The organism is Glycomyces luteolus, from assembly GCF_027622875.1.
In the GTDB taxonomy this organism is placed as follows: Bacteria; Actinomycetota; Actinomycetes; order Mycobacteriales; family Micromonosporaceae; genus Glycomyces; species Glycomyces luteolus.
Window position 1 is genome coordinate 94,138 of sequence record NZ_JAPZVP010000008.1, and the last position, 16,492, is coordinate 110,629.

15 protein-coding genes are annotated in these 16,492 nt (G+C 70.8%); 8 read left to right on the top strand and 7 right to left on the bottom strand.

Annotated features, from left to right (window positions below; translation table 11 throughout):
* Positions 1-90 precede the first annotated feature (90 nt).
* Together O1R50_RS11955 and O1R50_RS11960 are read left to right on the top strand one after the other, a co-directional pair.
* The gene (locus O1R50_RS11955; RefSeq protein ID WP_270110268.1) at positions 91-1,383 is read left to right on the top strand and encodes a glycosyltransferase family 2 protein; all 1,293 of its coding nucleotides are present in this window, start codon (positions 91-93) and stop codon (positions 1,381-1,383) included.
* A complete protein-coding gene (locus O1R50_RS11960; protein WP_270110269.1) occupies positions 1,380-2,150 on the top strand; it encodes an S-methyl-5'-thioadenosine phosphorylase in 771 nt (256 codons plus the stop codon). Before O1R50_RS11955 ends, O1R50_RS11960 begins: the two co-directional genes overlap by 4 nt.
* Here O1R50_RS11960 and O1R50_RS11965 read toward each other — a convergent pair.
* Together O1R50_RS11965 and O1R50_RS11970 are read right to left on the bottom strand one after the other, a co-directional pair.
* Positions 2,147-4,570: an MMPL family transporter gene (locus O1R50_RS11965; protein WP_270110270.1), complete on the bottom strand. Its 2,424-nt coding sequence runs from the start codon at positions 4,568-4,570 to the stop codon at positions 2,147-2,149. The genes O1R50_RS11960 and O1R50_RS11965 overlap by 4 nt on opposite strands.
* 23 nt (positions 4,571-4,593) lie before the next feature.
* A complete protein-coding gene (locus tag O1R50_RS11970; protein ID WP_270110271.1) occupies positions 4,594-5,220 on the bottom strand; it encodes a TetR/AcrR family transcriptional regulator in 627 nt (208 codons plus the stop codon).
* A 175-nt stretch (positions 5,221-5,395) separates the two neighbouring features.
* On the opposite strand from O1R50_RS11970, the gene O1R50_RS11975 reads away from it, so the two are divergent.
* From O1R50_RS11975 to O1R50_RS11995, 5 genes are all read left to right on the top strand, one after another.
* Entirely contained in the window at positions 5,396-7,195 is a 1,800-nt protein-coding gene (locus O1R50_RS11975; protein ID WP_270110272.1) for a serine/threonine-protein kinase, read from the top strand.
* A gap of 105 nt (positions 7,196-7,300) precedes the next feature.
* Entirely contained in the window at positions 7,301-8,095 is a 795-nt protein-coding gene (locus O1R50_RS11980) for an FHA domain-containing protein (RefSeq protein WP_270110274.1), read from the top strand.
* Positions 8,096-8,152: 57 nt separating this feature from the next.
* Positions 8,153-8,533: a DUF1304 domain-containing protein gene (locus O1R50_RS11985; protein ID WP_270110275.1), complete on the top strand. Its 381-nt coding sequence runs from the start codon at positions 8,153-8,155 to the stop codon at positions 8,531-8,533.
* Positions 8,534-8,582: 49 nt separating this feature from the next.
* Entirely contained in the window at positions 8,583-9,125 is a 543-nt protein-coding gene (locus O1R50_RS11990) for an RNA 2'-phosphotransferase (protein WP_270110276.1), read from the top strand.
* A 44-nt stretch (positions 9,126-9,169) separates the two neighbouring features.
* Entirely contained in the window at positions 9,170-9,721 is a 552-nt protein-coding gene (locus tag O1R50_RS11995; protein WP_270110277.1) for an AAA family ATPase, read from the top strand.
* Positions 9,722-9,782: 61 nt separating this feature from the next.
* Here O1R50_RS11995 and O1R50_RS12000 read toward each other — a convergent pair whose 3' ends face one another.
* Positions 9,783-11,237, bottom strand: a complete 1,455-nt coding sequence (locus O1R50_RS12000) for an MFS transporter (RefSeq protein WP_270110278.1) — start codon at positions 11,235-11,237, stop codon at positions 9,783-9,785.
* A 216-nt stretch (positions 11,238-11,453) separates the two neighbouring features.
* Between O1R50_RS12000 and O1R50_RS12005 the strand changes: the two genes are divergently transcribed.
* Positions 11,454-11,843 carry a winged helix-turn-helix transcriptional regulator gene (locus O1R50_RS12005; protein ID WP_270110279.1) on the top strand — a complete coding sequence of 130 codons (390 nt, stop codon included), beginning with the start codon at positions 11,454-11,456 and terminating at the stop codon, positions 11,841-11,843.
* Between the two features lie 135 nt (positions 11,844-11,978).
* Here the strand turns inward: O1R50_RS12005 and O1R50_RS12010 are convergent, their stop codons facing one another.
* From O1R50_RS12010 to O1R50_RS12025, 4 genes are all read right to left on the bottom strand, one after another.
* Complete coding sequence (locus O1R50_RS12010; protein WP_270110280.1) at positions 11,979-12,767, bottom strand: inositol monophosphatase family protein; 789 nt, start codon at positions 12,765-12,767, stop codon at positions 11,979-11,981.
* Between the two features lie 165 nt (positions 12,768-12,932).
* Positions 12,933-14,813, bottom strand: a complete 1,881-nt coding sequence (locus O1R50_RS12015; protein WP_270110281.1) for a glycoside hydrolase family 127 protein — start codon at positions 14,811-14,813, stop codon at positions 12,933-12,935.
* The gene (locus O1R50_RS12020) at positions 14,810-15,628 is read right to left on the bottom strand and encodes a carbohydrate ABC transporter permease (protein ID WP_270110282.1); all 819 of its coding nucleotides are present in this window, start codon (positions 15,626-15,628) and stop codon (positions 14,810-14,812) included. The genes O1R50_RS12015 and O1R50_RS12020 overlap by 4 nt, the downstream gene beginning before the upstream one ends.
* Positions 15,625-16,491 carry a carbohydrate ABC transporter permease gene (locus O1R50_RS12025; protein WP_270110283.1) on the bottom strand — a complete coding sequence of 289 codons (867 nt, stop codon included), beginning with the start codon at positions 16,489-16,491 and terminating at the stop codon, positions 15,625-15,627. Before O1R50_RS12025 ends, O1R50_RS12020 begins: the two co-directional genes overlap by 4 nt.
* Position 16,492: the final 1 nt, after the last annotated feature.

The window sequence follows — 16,492 nt, forward strand, 5'->3', positions numbered from 1 at the left end:
GGCCGCCTCGTCATGTGTTGGGCCAAGACTTTCGCATACCGTAAGATTTCACGGCCCCGAAGGGCCCTCGCTGCGCATAGCATCGGCCGCATGCAGTCGCATCTCCTTGTTCTGGCGAAGGCCCCGGTCCCGGGGCGGGTGAAGACCAGGCTCTCCCCTCCGTTGACCACTGTGGAGGCGGCGGCGGTGGCGGAGGCGGCGCTCGCCGACACCCTCGAAGCGGTCGCCGGATGCGGGGCGGACCGGTTGATCGTGGCGCTCGACGGCGAGCCGGGGCCGTGGCTCCCGGAGGGTTTCGAGGTCGTGCCGCAGGTGCCGGGTTCGTTCAATGAGCGGCTGGCGGCGGCGTGGGCGTTCGCGGGCGGGCCGGGCCTGCAGATCGGCATGGACACGCCGCAGGTCACGCCCGGGCTGCTCGACGAGGGCCTGGCGGCGGCGGTCGAGCACGGGTCGGCGCTCGGGCTCGCCGAGGACGGCGGCTGGTGGGCGATCGGGCTCGGCGAGCCGCATCCCGAGGCGTTCGCGGGCGTGCCGATGAGCTGTGACGACACCGGACGGCGGCAGTTGGAGCGGTTGCGGGCCTTGGGGTTCCGTCCGGCGGCGCTGCCGGTGCTGCGCGATCTCGACGATGCCGCGGACGCCCGCGCGATCGCGGCGCTGGTGCCGCAGTCGCGTACGGCGGGCGCGGTGCGCGACCTCCTCGAGCCGGACATGGTGGACGTGATCCTGCCGGTGCTCGACGAGAGGGAGGCGATCCCGTGGGTGCTGGAGCGGATGCCCAAGGGGTACAGGGCGATCGTGGTCGACAACGGCTCCGCGGACGGTTCGGCGGCGGTCGCGGCCGAGCTCGGCGCGAGGGTCGTGTCCGAGCCGCGGCGCGGCTTCGGGGCGGCCTGCTACGCGGGGCTGGCGGCGGCGACCGCGCCGGTGGTCGCGTTCATGGACTGCGACGCCTCGCTCGATCCGGGCGATCTGCCGGGGGTGTGCGATCCGGTGCTCGACGGGGAGGCCGACCTCGTGCTCGGCGCCCGCGATGCCGAGCCCGGGGCGCTCGCGCCGCACAACCGGCTCGCGAACCGCTACCTCGCGAGGCAGGTGAAGCGCCTGTCCGGGGCCGAGGTCTCCGACATCGGCCCGATGCGGGCCGCCGGCCGCGAAGCGCTCCTGGGACTGGGCCTGGCGGACCGGCGTTCGGGCTGGCCGCTGGAGATGGTGCTGCGCGCCGGGCTCGCCGGGTGGCGCGTCGCCGAGGTCCGGGTCCCCTACCGGCCCCGGGTCGGCCGGAGCAAGGTCACCGGCACCGCGGCGGGGACGTTCAAGGCCGTCAAGGACATGCGGGCGCAGCTCGCGCGCGTCCGCCGCACATTGAGGAGCAGCGATTGAACGATCAGAGCCAGGCCGATGTCGGCGTCTTCGGCGGTTCGGGCTTCTACGCCTTCGCCGATGAGGCCGTCACCGTGGACGTCGACACCCCTTGGGGCGCACCGAGTGCGCCCGTCACCATCGCCGATGTCGGCGGCGTGCGGGTGGCGTTCCTCCCCCGGCACGGCACCGGCCACCGCTTCCCGCCGCACAAGGTCAACTACCGCGCCAATGTGGACGCCATGCGGGCGCTCGGCGTGCGCGCCTTGATCTCCCCGTTCGCGGCCGGTTCGCTGCGGCCGGAGATCCGGCCCGGCGAGTTCGTCGTCGTCGACCAGGTCGTGGACCGCACGTGGGGTCGGCCCGGCACGTTCTACGACGAGTTCGAGGACGGGCCGGTCCACGTGCCGTTCAGCGAACCGTACGACCAGCGGCTCCGGCGGGTCCTGCTCGACGCGGCGGCCGAGGTCGGCGTGACCGCGGTCGACGGCGGCACCGTCGTGGTCGTCAACGGCCCCAGGTTCTCCAGCCGCGCCGAGTCCCGCTCGCACCGCGACTCCGGCTGGCACGTCGTCAACATGACCCAGGCCCCCGAGGCCTCGCTCGCCGCCGAAGCCGGGATCCCGTTCGCGGGCATCGCCTTGGTCACCGACTACGACGCCGGTCTCGACGAGGACCCGGAGGTCGAGCCGGTGACCCAGGAGGCGGTGTTCGCGGTCTTCGAGGCCAACCTCGGGAACGTCCGCGCGCTCCTCGCGGCGGCGATCCCGAGGCTGGCCTCGCTCTAGGAGACCGATGCTCTCTCGCGCTGCTCGGCGGCGTGCGGGTGGCGGCGTTCGAGGGCGGCGCCTTCGACGTCGACGTCCGGGAGCAGGCGGTCGAGCCACTTCGGCAGCCACCAGACCTTGTCGCCGAAGAGGTGCATGAGCGCCGGGATGATGAGCATCCGCACCAGGAACGCGTCGACGAGCACGCCGAAGGCGAGCGCGAAGCCGATGGGCCGGATCATCGCCGAGTGCGAGAAGACGAACCCGCCGAAGACGGCGATCATGATGATCGCGGCGGCCGTCACGACCGAGCGCCCGGCGCGCAGGCCGTGCACGACCGCGAGGCGGGCGGGCACGCCGTGCGCGTAGGCCTCGCGCATGCCCGAGCCGAGGAACAGCATGTAGTCCATCGCGAGTCCGAACAGGATGCCGACGAGCAGGGTGGGCAGGAAGTTCAGGATCGGCCCGGGGCTGTCGACGCCGAAGACGTCGGCGAGCCAGCCCCGCTGGTAGATCGCGACCACGCCGCCGAGCGCGGCGAAGTAGCTGAGCACGAACCCGAGGGTGGCGACGATCGGCACGAAGATCGAGCGGAACACCAGGATGAGAATGAGCAGCGACAGGCCGACGACGACGCCGAGGTAGACCGGGAGGGCGTCGGCGAGCTTGTCGGAGATGTCGATGTTGCCGCTCGCGTTGCCCGCCACGCCGATCGAGTCGACTCCGTCGATGTCGAGGCCGCGCAGGGTGTGCACGAGCGCCTCGGTCGCCTCGCTGGTGGGGCCCGATTCGGGAAGGACCTGGAAAGCCGCGACAGTGCGGTCTTCCGAGGCGCCGATCGGGGCGACGGCGACGACCCCGTCCTCGTCGGCGAGGGCCTGCGCGATCTGGATCTGCAGGGCCTGCGCCTGGGCTGCATCGGGGCTGCCGGGGAGGGTCGCGACGACGAGCAGCGGCCCGTTCCGGCCTTCGCCGAAGCGCTCGGCGACGGTGGCGTACGCCTGGTACTGGGTGGTGTCGTGCGCTTCAGAGGAGCCGTCGGGCAGGTTGAGGCGCATGTCCATCGCGGGGATCGCGACGACCAGGAGCGCGCCGATGCCGACGAGCACGCGCAGGAGCGCGCCCGGGGTGGGCATGGCCTTCACGGCGGGCGCGCCCTCGGCCGCGGTCGGGTGCTCCGCGGCCAGTGCGGCGCGCTCGGAGCGGCGAAGGATCTTCATGCCCGCCAAGGAGAGCAGGGCGGGGACGAACGTGACCGCGACGAGGACGGCGACGGCGACGCACAGCGCGCCGACCGAGCCCATGAGGCCGAGGAACGGGATGCCAGTGACGTTCAGGGCCGCCAGCGCGATGAGGACGGTGGCTCCGGCGAAGACGACGGCGTTGCCGGAGGTGCCGGTCGCGAGGGCGATCGACTCCTCGAGGTCGTAGCCCTCCTTGAGCTGGCGGCGGTGGCGGTTGACGATGAACAGCGCGTAGTCGATGCCGACGGCGAGGCCGAGCATGAGGCCGAGGACCGGGGTCACCGAGGCCATGTCGATCACGCCGGAGAGCGACATGGTGGTCATGGCGCCCACGCCGACGCCGACCAGCGCGGTGAGCAGCGGCAGGCTGGCGCCGATGAGGGTGCCGAGCATGACGATCAGGGCGACGGCCGCGACGACGAGGCCGGCGACCTCGCCGGCGCCGAAGACGCTCGGCACGGATTCGAGCATGTCGGAGGAGTAGTCGGCTTCGACGCCGTCGATCGGGTTGTCGTCGAAGAGGTCGGTGACGGCGGCCTTGGTCTCGGGGGCGACCTCCATCTGCGGTGCGGTGAAGGCGATGGAGACGACGGCGGCGCTGCCGTCCTCGGCGACCATGGTGATGCCTTCGGCGAGCTCGAGCAGGGTCGCGCCCTGTTCGAGTGCGGCCGACCGGGTCTCGAGGTCGGCGAGCCCGGCGTCGAGCTGGGCCTGCTGCGCGTCGAGCTCGGGGGTGTCGCCCATCTGCTCGCGGGCGAGGTCGAGCTGGGACTGCGCGGCATCGAGTTCGGCTCGGGCCGTTTCGATCTGGGTGCGGCCGTCGGTGACGGCCCGCGCCTGCGCGGCGCGTTCGGCCTCAGTGGCGAAGGGGTCGACGGCGGTCTCGACGCCGTCGGCCTCGGCGGCGCGGGAGACGAGACCGCTGATCTGCGCCTGCTGCTCGGCGGTGAAGGCCTCGCCGTCACTCGTGCTGAGGACGATGCTGCCGGAGCCTCCGGCGGCGGCCGGAATGGCGTCTTCGAGCTGCTCGGTGACGGCCTCGGTGGGCGTGTCCGGGATGGAGAACGCGGTGGTCAGCGCGCCGCCGAAGAGCGCGTATGCGGCCGCCGCCGCGGCGAGCAGCAGCACCCATGCGGCGATGACGGTTTTGGCGCGGCGGGCGCACCAGCGGCCCACGCGGTACAGGGACTCAGCCATTTCGGCCTTTCGGGTGTTGGTGGTCAGGCCGCGGGTTCGCGCAGCACGAGGACGAGGCGGGCGAGGAGGTCGTTCCAGAGGCGCTGGGATTCGGGAGTGTCGGTGCCGCCGGTGGCGGCGGCCCAGCGCTCGACGAGGCCGAGGAGGCCACCGCTGTACGCGGCCACCAGGAGCGCCACGTCGAGTTCGTCGACGTGCGGATGGCGTCGGGTGATGGCGGCCGGCATCTGGGCGGTGAAGAGGGCGAGGGCGCGCTGCATGAGCACGGCGCCGCGCTCGTCCGGGTGCTCCGGCACGCCGCCGAGGATCTCGATGAGGTAGGCGACGGTGGGCACCAGGTGGTCGGCGGAGGCCGCTGCGGCGAGGTCGTCGAGGACGGTCGCGCCGTCGCCGGAGGCGGCCTCGGCCTCCATGGCGTCGACGATGTCGACGAGCATGTGCCCGGCGACGGCGGTGACCACGGCTTCGAGGGAGTCGAAGTGGTTGAAGACGGTACGGCGGGAGACGTCTGCGGCGGCGGCGAGTTCGTCGACGGAGAAGTTCGTGGAGCGGCGCTCGCGCATCAGCGCTGCGGCGGCGTCGAGAATCGCCTTGCGGCTCTTGGCTTTCAGGGCGGCACGCCGGTCGACGGCCTCGGGATTCACGGACATAGTGATTACACTAAGTGCAACGACGCACTGAGTGCAAATACTGGGGGACGTGCTCCTCGGCACAGCGGCGGCTGATACATGAGCGTCGCTTGCAGGCCGGGTTTGTGTCGCTTCGGTGCGTTAATGTGGAGCGCGACACACGGGGGCGATTCGGCTTTCAGGAGTGGAGAGACGGTTGCGCGCTGGGCAGGTTGTGGGCGATCGGTACCGGTTGGAGGAGCGGCTCGGTTCGGGCAGCCAGGGGCAGGTGTGGCGTGCCGCCGACCTGCGGCTGCGCGAGCGGTCGGTGGCGCTCAAGCGGGCCCTGAGCGGCGGCGACGCGGCCGCCGCGGCGAAGGTCCGGCGCGAGGCCGAGGTCCTCGCGAGCGTGAACCATCCCAACGTGGTCACGGTCTACGACGCCGTCGAGGAGGACGGCGACTGGTGGATCGTCATGGAGTACGTCGACGGCCGGACCCTCGCGGAGGCCGGGACCGTCCCGGCCGAGACCGCGGCGCGCTACGGCGCGCAGCTCGCCGGGGGCCTGGAGGCGGTGCACGCCAAAGGGATCCTTCACCGCGACATCAAACCCGCGAACGTCATGGTCACCGAGCAGGGGCACGCGAAGCTCGCCGATTTCGGGATCGCCCGGCAGGTGCACGCCGAGCCGACCCTCACCGGCACCGGCGCGGTCACCGGCACCCCCGGATACGTCGCTCCGGAGGTGGTGCGGGGCGGGAAGTTCACCCCCGCCGCCGACGTCTTCTCCTTGGGCGCCACCGTCTTCCACTTGGTCGAAGGCACCTCGCCGTTCGGCGAGGGGAACGCGCACTCGCTGCTGTGGCGGACCGCCCAGGGCGACCGGATCGAACCGAAGCGGGCTGGAGCGCTCGAGCCCCTGCTCGACCGGCTGCTCCACTCGGACCCGAAGCGCCGCATCAAGGTCGGCGAGGCCCGGGTCGAACTCGGCAGGATCGGCGGCGAGACCGCCATCGGGGCCGCGGGGCGCCCGCGGCGGTCGTGGATCTGGGCGGGTGCCGCCGCGGCGGCGCTCGTGGTGCTCACCGCGGCCGTGTGGAACGGCATGCGCGACACCGGTTCCGAAGCGGCGCAAGAAGACCCACCCGAACTGGACCCGTGGGACCTCGTCGGCGACCAGATCACCGCCGACCCCTGCGCGCTCTGGGACGAAGCGGCGCTCGGCGTCTACGGGCCGACCGACATCGACGCCGACAACGGTCCGTTCGAGAGCTGCGACCTCCGCATCGAGAACGCCACCGGCGGCGTCGACCTCAATCTGTACTTCTACGAGACGAACGGCGACCCCCTCCAGAAAGGCGAGGTCTCGATGGTCGGGGACTTCGGCCTCGTCACCGAGGAGGGCACGCACGACAAGTGCATGCGGACGCTGATCTTCCCCGACGGCGAGCACTTCGTCGAGATGTACGCCAAGCAGGACCCCGGCGAGAACACCGACATCTGCCCCATCATCGACACCGCCGCGAACGCCGCCATCGCCGTGCTCGAGGAGGGCCCGCTGCCGCGACGCGAACACGAGGAGGACCCGGCGTCGCTGTTCCACCTGGACGCCTGCGAGCTCCTGGACGACGAAGCGCTCGAACACTTCCCCGGCGTCGCCGCCGACGATCCGCTGGAAGGCTTCGGCGGCTGGAGCTGCTGGTATGTCAGCACGACCAGCGACACGATGGTGCGTGTCCTGTTCGACCGCGACGACCCCCCGGAGGCCGACGACGGCGAGCGCCTCGAACTCGCCGGCCTGCCCGCGTACAACGAGGGCGACCACTGGGCCGACGACATTTCGTGCCTGGTGAGCGTCATCTACCGCCAGTTTCCCAGCGCCGAGGAGGACGGCACCATCACCGCCGAGAACCTTCGGATCTGGGTGCTCGGGACTGATGAGGACTCGCAGGAGGAGCTGTGCGACCTCGCCGTGGCCATGGCCGGGCCCGCGGCCGAGGCCCTGCCGGACGCATAGCCTTGCGGCGCTTGGCGATTCGACTACATCGCAGTTGCAGCCGAGGCGGCTCGGGACGGGTCCCGAAGCCCCGTGCCAGGCTCGTACGCAGGAAAGGAGGTCGACATGACCGACATACCCCAGGTCGAAGGCCTCGAGCCGCTGCCGGCGAGCCACGCCAGCCTCGCGTTCGGCGTGCCCGAATCCGAGCCGGGCACGATCTACGCCCTCTCCGTCTCCGGCGGGGTCCGCTTCCGGCCCAAGGAGGAGCGGTTCGTCCTGTTCGGACGCAACCGGCCTGACGTGCACGTCTGCGTCGGCGAGGACGACCGCCGCGTCAGCCGCAGCCACGGACGCCTCTCGCGCCGCGGCGACCACTGGTGGCTCGCCAACACCGGCCACCTGCCGCTCCAGCTGCCCGGCGCGCGGATGCTGTTCCCCGAGGACGAGGCCTACCCGCTCGAGACCGGCTACACGCCGGTGTTCATCAGCGGCACGGCGCGGCGGCGCCACCTCGTGGAGGTGTACGTGGCCGGCGTCGACGGGCGCCTGCCGACGCCCGCGCCCGAGGCGTCCACGTTGAAGGACAAGCCCTGGAAGCTCGACGCCGACGAGCGGCTCGCGCTCGTGTGCCTCGCCCAGCGGTACCTCCTCCACGACGCCTACCCGCAGCCGGTGTCGTGGAAGCAGGTCGCCGCCGAACTCGCGGAGCTGCGGCCCGGCGGCGGCTGGCGGCCGAAGAAGGCCGAGCACCTCGTGGCCGGCGTGCGCAAGCGCCTCTCGGCTGCGGGCGTGCCGGGCCTGACCCGCGAGGAGGTCGGGGAACCGGTGGGCAACATGCTCAACCACAACCTCGTCACCGAGCTGCTGCGCACGCGCACCCTCGTCCCGCCGGACCTGTTCGTGCTCGACGAGGGTTGAGACTCGTTCGGACCCGACCGGAGACACCGCCGCGCCGAGTCGGGAAGAATGGTGTCCATGTTGATCGCAGTCCAGATACTCGCCGCCCTCGCCGGCCTCGTGCACGTCTACATCTGGGTCATGGAGTGCCTGCGCTTCTCCGACCCCAAAGTGCACCGCGGAGTGTTCCGCGTCGCGACAGAGAACGTGGAGACCGTTCGCTCCTGGGCGTTCAACCAGGGCTGGTACAACCTGTTCCTCGCGATCGGGGCGCTCCTGGGCGTCGCAGTGGTGCAGGCCGATGCGGCCGTCGGCATGACGCTCATCGTGTTCGCGTGCGGCTCGATGCTGGGCGCGGCGCTCGTGCTCGTGCTCAAGGACCGGTCGATGGCCTCGGCGGCGCTCAAGCAGGGCCTGTTCCCCGCGCTGGTCCTGATCTTCGCGGCGACGCAGCTGTAGCGCCTCCGCGATAGTCTGTCCTTCCTTTCGGAGGGAACGGGAGAGCGAAGTGGACGAACGGCGGTTGGTGAAGGTCTCCAAGTACCTGTCACGGCATCTGCGCCACGACCCGGGCCGGATCGGGATCGAACTGGACGAGCACGGCTGGGTCGAGGTCGACGTGCTCTTGAAGGCCCTTGCCGACCGGAACTTCCACGTCACCCGCGAAGAGCTCGAAGAGGTCGTGGCGCTCAACGACAAGCAGCGGTTCGCCGTGCGGGACGGGAGGATCCGGGCCAACCAGGGCCACACGGTGGATGTGGACCTGGATCTCACCCCTGCCGCGCCGCCGCCCGTGCTCTACCACGGGACCGCCGGCGGATTCGTCCCCACGATCCGCGAAGAGGGCCTCAAGGCCATGAACCGGCACCATGTGCACCTCTCCCCCGACCGCGAGACGGCGGTCAAGGTGGGTTCGCGACGCGGCGACCCCGTCGTCCTCGTGATCGACGCCGCGCGCATGGCCGGATCGGGCCATACGTTCTACAAGTCGGAGAACGGCGTCTGGCTCACCGATCACGTCCCCGCCTGGGCCATCATGCTCCCCGACTGAGAATCCATTTGCGGCGAGGGTGCCGACCCCGCCAGGATGAGCCCATGGACGGATGCCTCATCATCACTGGAACGCCGGGAGCGGGCAAGACCACGGTCTCGCGGCTGGTGGCCGAGCGGCTGCCGCGGTCGGCGCGGATCGACGCGGATGTGATGGCCCACATGATGGTCAGCGGCTGGGCGAACCTGCTCGACGAGCAGGGGAACTGGAATCCCGGGCCGGAAGGGCAACGTCAGCTGCAGCTTCGGGCCGTCAACGTGTGCTCGGTGGCGGACAACTTCGCCGCAGCCGGGTTCACTCCGGTGATCGACCACGTCATCGAGACCCGCGAAGAGCTGGGCTTCATCGCCGGGCGGCTGCTCGCCCGGCCGCTCATGCTCGTGGTCCTCTCCCCCTCGATCGAGGTCGCGCGGGAACGCAATGCCAGCCGGCCGCGCCAGGAGCAGGTCGACTACGACTTCTCACCGCTGGCGAGGAACATGCGCCGCGAACTAGGCGAACTGGGTTGGTGGCTGGACTCCGGCGAGCTGACCGCCGAAACGACGGCCGACCTCATCGTGGCCGAGGCCGCCAAGCGGGCCGTCGTCGACCTCTAGACGCGCCTACGCCCGGGGCCCGCATCCATCGCGGATGCGGGCCCCGGGCGTGTGTCCTCCCCTAGCCGATGGCGACCGGGACCGGTTCGGTGGTGCTGTCGTGGGACTTGCGGGCCTTGATGACCGTGACGGCGATGAGGAGGGCCGCCGCCGCGAGACCCGCGGCGATGGCGTAGCCGAGGCGGAAGCCGCCGGTCAGGGCTTCGGCCTGTGCCGCACCGCCGTCGAGCAGCGTGCCGGTGCGGGCCGAGACCGCGGTGCTGATGACGGCGAGGCCGACCGCGCCGCCGACCTGCTGGGCGGTGTTGAACAGGCCGGAGGTCACCCCGGCGTCCTCGGGCTTGGAGTCGGCCATGCCGAGGGTCATGAGGGCGGGCATCGCCAGGCCGAAACCGAGCGGGGCGGTGACCATGCCGGGCAGGACGTCGACGAGGTAGTTGCCGTCGGCCCGCATCTGGGCGAAGAGGATGAAGCCGGCGACCATGAGCGCCAGACCCGTGAGCACCATCGGGCGGGCGCCGAAGCGGGTCAGCAGCCGCGGGGCGAGCGCCATCGAGACCACCGCGATCACGATCGGCGCCGGCAGGAACCCGAGGCCCGCCGCCAGCGGCGCGAACTCGAGCACCTGCTGGAGGTAGAGGACGGTGAAGAACATGAACCCGAAGGCGGCGCCGACCATGAGCGCCTGGGCGGCGTTCGCCCCGGCCACGTTGCGGGAGAACAGGATGCGCAGCGGGATCAGCGGCGACGCGGCCCTGGCCTGGCGGACGAAGAACCCGGCGAGCAGCGCGATGGAGAGGGCGCCGAGGCCGAGGGTGCGGGCGGAGGTCAGGCCGTAGCGCTCGGTCTCGATCAGGGTGTAGACGGCGAGCATGAGGCCGGAGGTCACGAGCACCGCGCCGATCACGTCGGCTCCGGCTTTCAGGCCGATGCCGCGGTCGGTCGGGAGCAGCTTCCAGGCCAGCGCGGCCACGACGAGGCCGAACGGGAGGTTCACGTAGAAGACCGATTCCCACCCGAGCGTCTCGGTGAGCACGCCGCCGATGACGCTGCCCAGGGCGCCGCCGCTGGCGGAGGCGAAGCCGTAGACGCCGATGGCCTTCACCTGGTGCTGCGGTTCGGGGAAGATCGTGACGATCATGCCCAGGAGCCCGGCGGCCGTGATGGCGCCGCCGATGCCCTGCACGAAGCGCGCGGTCAGCAGGAAGCCCTGGGAGTCGGCCAGCGCCGCCGCGACGGAGGCGAGGGTGAAGAGGGCCAGCCCGGCGAGGAAGACCTGCTTGCGGCTGATGAGGTCGCCGAGCCTTCCGGCGAGGAGCAGCAGGCCTCCGAAGGGGATCACGTAGGCGTTGACGGTCCACACGAGGTTCGCCTGGCTGAACGCGAGGTCCTCGCGGATGGCCGGGAGTGCGATGCTCACGATGTTCTGGTCCAGGACGATCATGAGCTGGGCTGCCGCGAGTGCGATCACGGCGAGCCAGCGGGTGCGAAGGCTTTGCGCTGCAATGGGTGACATCGGAGGTCTCCTCTTGGAAGGGCCGTTTCAGCGGCGCCGCATGGGGAACGTTTTGTTCCTGGGGTAATCATGTGTTCCAATGGAGGAATCCGTAAGAAGGCACTTTCATGTGCCAGGGGGTACAGGAATGTTCCTGTCCAGGTCGATCGGCCATTTCCCTGGTTGTGACGTGCGACATAGATGCCTTGGGTCTCGGTCCAGGACAGGGAGAGCTCGATGAACGACGACGACTGCGTGCTGCCGAAGTCCGACGTGCAGGCCGAGGCCTGCCCCATCGTCCAGATCATCGACCGGGTCGCGGGCAAATGGTCGGTGTCGATCCTGGTCGCGGCCATCCGGAAGCCGGTGCGCTACACCGAGCTCGAGCGCTCGGTCCCCGGCATCAGCCGCCGGATGCTGACCCTGACCCTGCGGAACCTGGAGCGCGACGGCCTGCTGGAGCGCACGGTCTACCCGACCGTGCCGCCGAAGGTCGAATACAGCGCGACCCCGAGCGCACGGGAGCTGTACGGGCACTTGACGGGCCTGCTCGAATGGGCCGAGCGCCACCAGCCCGACATCATCGAGGCCCGGAAGGCCTACGACGAGCAGGCGCTCGCCGCATAAAGGACAGGCGAGCGCCCGCTCGCCGCGTAAAGGACAGGCGAGCGGGCGCTCGCCGCACAACGCGCCCCTTGCTCAGCAAACGTAACGACGCCCGCCGCCTGAAGTCCAGGCGGCGGGCGTCGACGTGTCTGCGGCTCAGCCGAGTTCGGTGAGCAGCGCGCGGTGGATGTCCGGTCCGGCGGCGAGCACCGACACGGCCCCGTCGCCGTAGTCGACGCCGTCGAGGTCGGTGACGAGCACGCCCGCCTCGCGGCAGATCACGGTTCCCGCGGCCACGTCCCAGAGGTTGATGCGCTCGTGGATGACCGCGTCGACCCGGCCCGCCGCGAGCCAGCACATGTCGAGGGCCGCGGTGCCGAGCATCCGGATCCGCTGCACCTTCGGTACGAGCCGCTGCAGGCCGGCGAGGCGGCGCAGGTTGCGCTTGTCCGCGTCGAGGCCGACCGAGAAGTCCCCCATGGCGACCACGGCTTCGCTGAGATCCGAGGGCCCGGAGGCGCGCAGGGCCTGCTTGTTCAAAGCCGCGCCGTGGCCGAGGGCGGCGCTGAAGCGCTCCTCCGACATCGGCGCGTAGACGACGCCGACCACCGGCATCCCGTTGCGCATCAATGCGAGCGAGACGCCGAACAGCGGCGATCCGTGCGCGAAGTTGATGGTCCCGTCGATCGGGTCGAGCACCCATTCGTAGTGGGACTCCGAGTCCCCCGAGCGGCCCCGCTCCTCCCCCAGCAGCGGGATCTCGGGAGTCTCCTGGCCGAGGAACGCGCGCACCGCGTCCTCCACGGCGTAGTCGACGTCCGTGGCGAAATCGCGGTCGCCCTTGCCGCTGATGGAGCGTTCGCGGCCCAACCCCGCCCGGATCACTTCAACCCCCCGCTCGGCAGCATGCTCCGCCGTGCCCAGGTAATCCAGCAGCTCCATCATTATTCGGTTCCTCGTCTCCGTCCGACCCACCCGACGGCCTCATCCTAAGGGTGCATGGCCATGCGGCACTTGGACTCCCGGTGCGACCTTCCGCTGGACATTTCCGGTTTGTAACACGAACGGGGCCGGTGCCCCCGCATTCCGGGTCGCACCAGCCCAATCCGGTCAGTCGACCGGCAGCCATACCCGCATGGACGCGGGGCCGCGAGTCGCCCTGCGGTGGAAGGGAATGAGCGCGACCTCGGCGGACTTGCCCTCGTCGTCCGGTGTGGCCGGACCGTACGGCCAGTCGCCGTCGCGGTCGTGGACGTGCGCGGACACGTACACGCGGCCGTCGCGTTCGATCGGCGCCGCCGACGCGTCGACCGTGAGTTCCGCCACGTCCGCACCTCCAGGCAGGTCGATCGACTCGGCGCACAGCACCACCGGGCCGCGTTCGACGGCCGCGCAGCCGCGCACGGCGTCGATGCGCGGGTCCGGCGCGGTCCACCGCGCGGACACCGGCAGGTGCAGCCGGATCTCGTCCCCCGGCTCGAAAACGGCGGTCACGGTCGCCGCGCCGCCGGCCTCGACCGCGCGGGTGGCGCCGTCCGGGCCGGTGAGCGTGGCGCCTTCGGCCCAGGCCGGCACCCTGAGCGAGACGGTGCGTTCACTGCCCTGGTTGGATTCCACGCGGACCACCACAGTGCCGTCCTCCGGATAGGCGGTCGCCACCGTGAGCGCGAACCGCGAACCGCCGACGACCGTGTCGATCGACCCCGGGGCGTACTGGTGGAGCTGGATCCCCGAGTCGTCGGCCGTGGCCAGGTAGACCGCGAACTGCGCGAAGGTGCGCGCCAGGTTGGTAGGGCAGCACGACACGTCGTACCAGGGGGCGCGCTGGCCGCGAGCCGCCTGGTGCGAGAGGGCGCTGTCGCGGGGCGGTTCCTCGTCGGCGGTGCGCACGTGGAGCGGGTTGGCGTAGAAGAACGCCGTCCCGTCCGGGGCGGCGGCTCCGGAGAGGACGTTCCACGCGACCCTTTCGATGAAGTCGCCGTAGCCCATGTCGCCGGTGGCGAGCATCAGCCGCCACGCGGTCATCACGGCCGCCACTCCGGCGCAGGACTCCGAGTAGGCCCGGTCCGGGGGCAGTGCGAAGTCCGGCCCGAAGGCCTCGTCGATGTAGCGCGAGCCCATGCCGCCGGTGAGGTGGGTGCGGCGCCGCACCGTGGCGCCCCATTGGGCGCGAACGGCTTCCAGCAGCTCCTCGTCGCCCGTGTCGACCGCGACGTCGATCGCCCCGGCGGCGAGGTACAGCGCTCGCACGACGTGCCCCCGCAGCACCTCGGCCTCGCGGACCGGCACGTCGTCCTGGTAGTAGGCCCGGCCGAAGCCTCCGTCGCCGAGGGTGTGCGTGCCGCGCCGCTCGATGAACAGCCGCGCCTGCTCCAGGTACCGCGGTTCGCCGGTGGCGCGGGCGAACTCCGCGAGGGCCGCTTCGATCACCGCGTGCCCGCAGACCCGCTCGATGCCGCCGGGCCCGAACACGTCGCACACGTGGTCGGCGGCGCGGCGGCACAGCCGCGTGAAGTCGTCCTCGCCGTGGCACCGCAGCCGCGCCACCCCGGCTTGGAGGAGGTGGCCGTAGCAGTAGAGCTCGTGCCCCCATTCCAGTTCGGTGTACCGCGGCTGCTGGCCGGGGTGGCCGAACATGGTGTTGAGGTAGCCGTCTTCCTCCTGAGCGGCGCCGATGACCGCGGCGAGCTCGGTGAAGCGCGCTTCGAGGGCGGGGTCGCCGGTGCGGCCGATTTCCCAGGCCATGGCCTCGGCGAGCTTGTAGACCTCGGAGTCGGAGAACTCGCGTCCGGCCCGCTCGAACGGCGCGCCGGTGGCGGCCCTGGTGAAGTTGTCGATCCAGCCGACCTTCTCCAGCCAGTGCAGGCAGTGCCCGATCGTGTTGGCGGCGTTGACGGCCTGGCGTTCACCCCAGTGCCCGCCGGTGAGGCGGACTTCGTCGAGGCCGAGCGGCCGAAGCGTCCCGCTCCCGGGTACCACTGGTGTCGTCATCCTTTGATCGCTCCTGACATGAATCCTCGGACGTAGTGGCGCTGGAGCAGTGCGAAGAGCACCAGGCACGGCAGTGCCATGACGACCACGCCCGCCTGCGTCGCCCCGAAGTCGATGGCGCCCATCGACTGCTGGCGCAGGTTGGCGATGGCCACCGGCAGCACGGCCTTGTCGGCCTCGCTGACGAGAATGAGCGGGGCGATGAAGTCGTTCCAGGCGGCGAGGAACGAGAACAGGCCCACGGTGATGAGGCCCGGCCACACCGCGAACAGCATGATGCGGGTGAGGACGCCGAAGGTGCCGGCGCCGTCGCACATCGCGGACTCCTCGATCTCCTTCGGCACGGCCTCGAACGAGATGCGCATCATGAACACCGCGAACGGCAGCTGGTAGAGGGTGAGGACCAGCGCGAGCCCGGTGAGGGTGTTGCGCAGGCCGAGGTCCCCCAGCATGGAGTACAGCGGGATGAGCAGGGTCGAGTACGGGACCATGAGGATCGCGAGGGTGACGATGAACAGGGTGTCCTTGCCGCGGAAGGTGAACCGCGCGAACGCGTAGCCGCCGAGGACGGACAGCGCGAGCGTGAACGCGACGGTGAGCACCGAGACGTAGGTGCTGTTCCACAGGTAGCGGCCGAGTCCGGCGTCGTAGTCGAGGAGGCTGGCGTAGTTGCCGAAGCCGAAGCCGTCCTGCTGGTTGGTGGCCCCGGCGGGGGCGACCGAGGCGTAGCCGGTCCAGATCAGCGGGAACAGGAACAGGACCGCCAGGCCTCCGGCGAGCACGTAATAGGAAGTGCTCCATAGCTTGGTGCTCACTGGTGGTCCTTTCTGAGGGCGCGGAGCTGCCCGATGTTGATCACCACGAGCGCGGCGAGCACGACCACGGAGATCGCGGCGGCGGCGCCGAGGTCGAAGCGCTGGAAGGCCTCCCGGTAGATGAGCTGCACGACGGTGACCGTGGAGTTGTCGGGCCCGCCCTTGGTGAGGATGAAGAACTGGTCGAAGGCCAGGAGCGAACCCGTGACGGACAGGATGAGGACGAGTCCGAGCGCGGGGCGCAGCAGCGGGACGGTGACGTGCCGGAAGGACTGCCAGCGGTTCGCTCCGTCGAGGCGGGCGGCCTCGTAGACGTCCGGCGGGATCGACTGGAGTCCCACCAGCAGGATGATCATGAAGAACCCGGCGAACTTCCAGACAATGAGGACCACTGTGGACCACAGTGCGGCCGTGGGGGTCCCGAGCCAGGAGACCGGATCCGCCCCGAGCGCTTCCAGGAGCGGGTCGAGCGGGCCGATGGCGGGGCTGTAGAACCCGAAGAACAGCAGCGAGGCCGAGGCGAGTCCGAGGGTGGTGGGCAGGAAGTAGGCCGTGCGGAAGAACCCGGTGCCCTTGCGGCGGTCGGCGACGATGAGCGCCAGGAGCAGCGAGAGTCCGATGAGGAGGACCACGACGATACCGGTGTACTTGAGCGTGAAGCCCACAGCGGGCCAGAACAGCGGGTTGTCGGCGATCCCGGCGTAGTTGTCCGGCATGTTGATGCCGAGGTCGCCGGCCAGCAGCGGCCAGTCGGACGCGGACATGCGCCCGACCAGCAGCAGCGGCGCGACGAAGAAGACCAGCACGAAGACCGCCACGGGGGCGGCGTAGAGGGCGCCGGCCAGCTTGCGCGAGTAACGCATA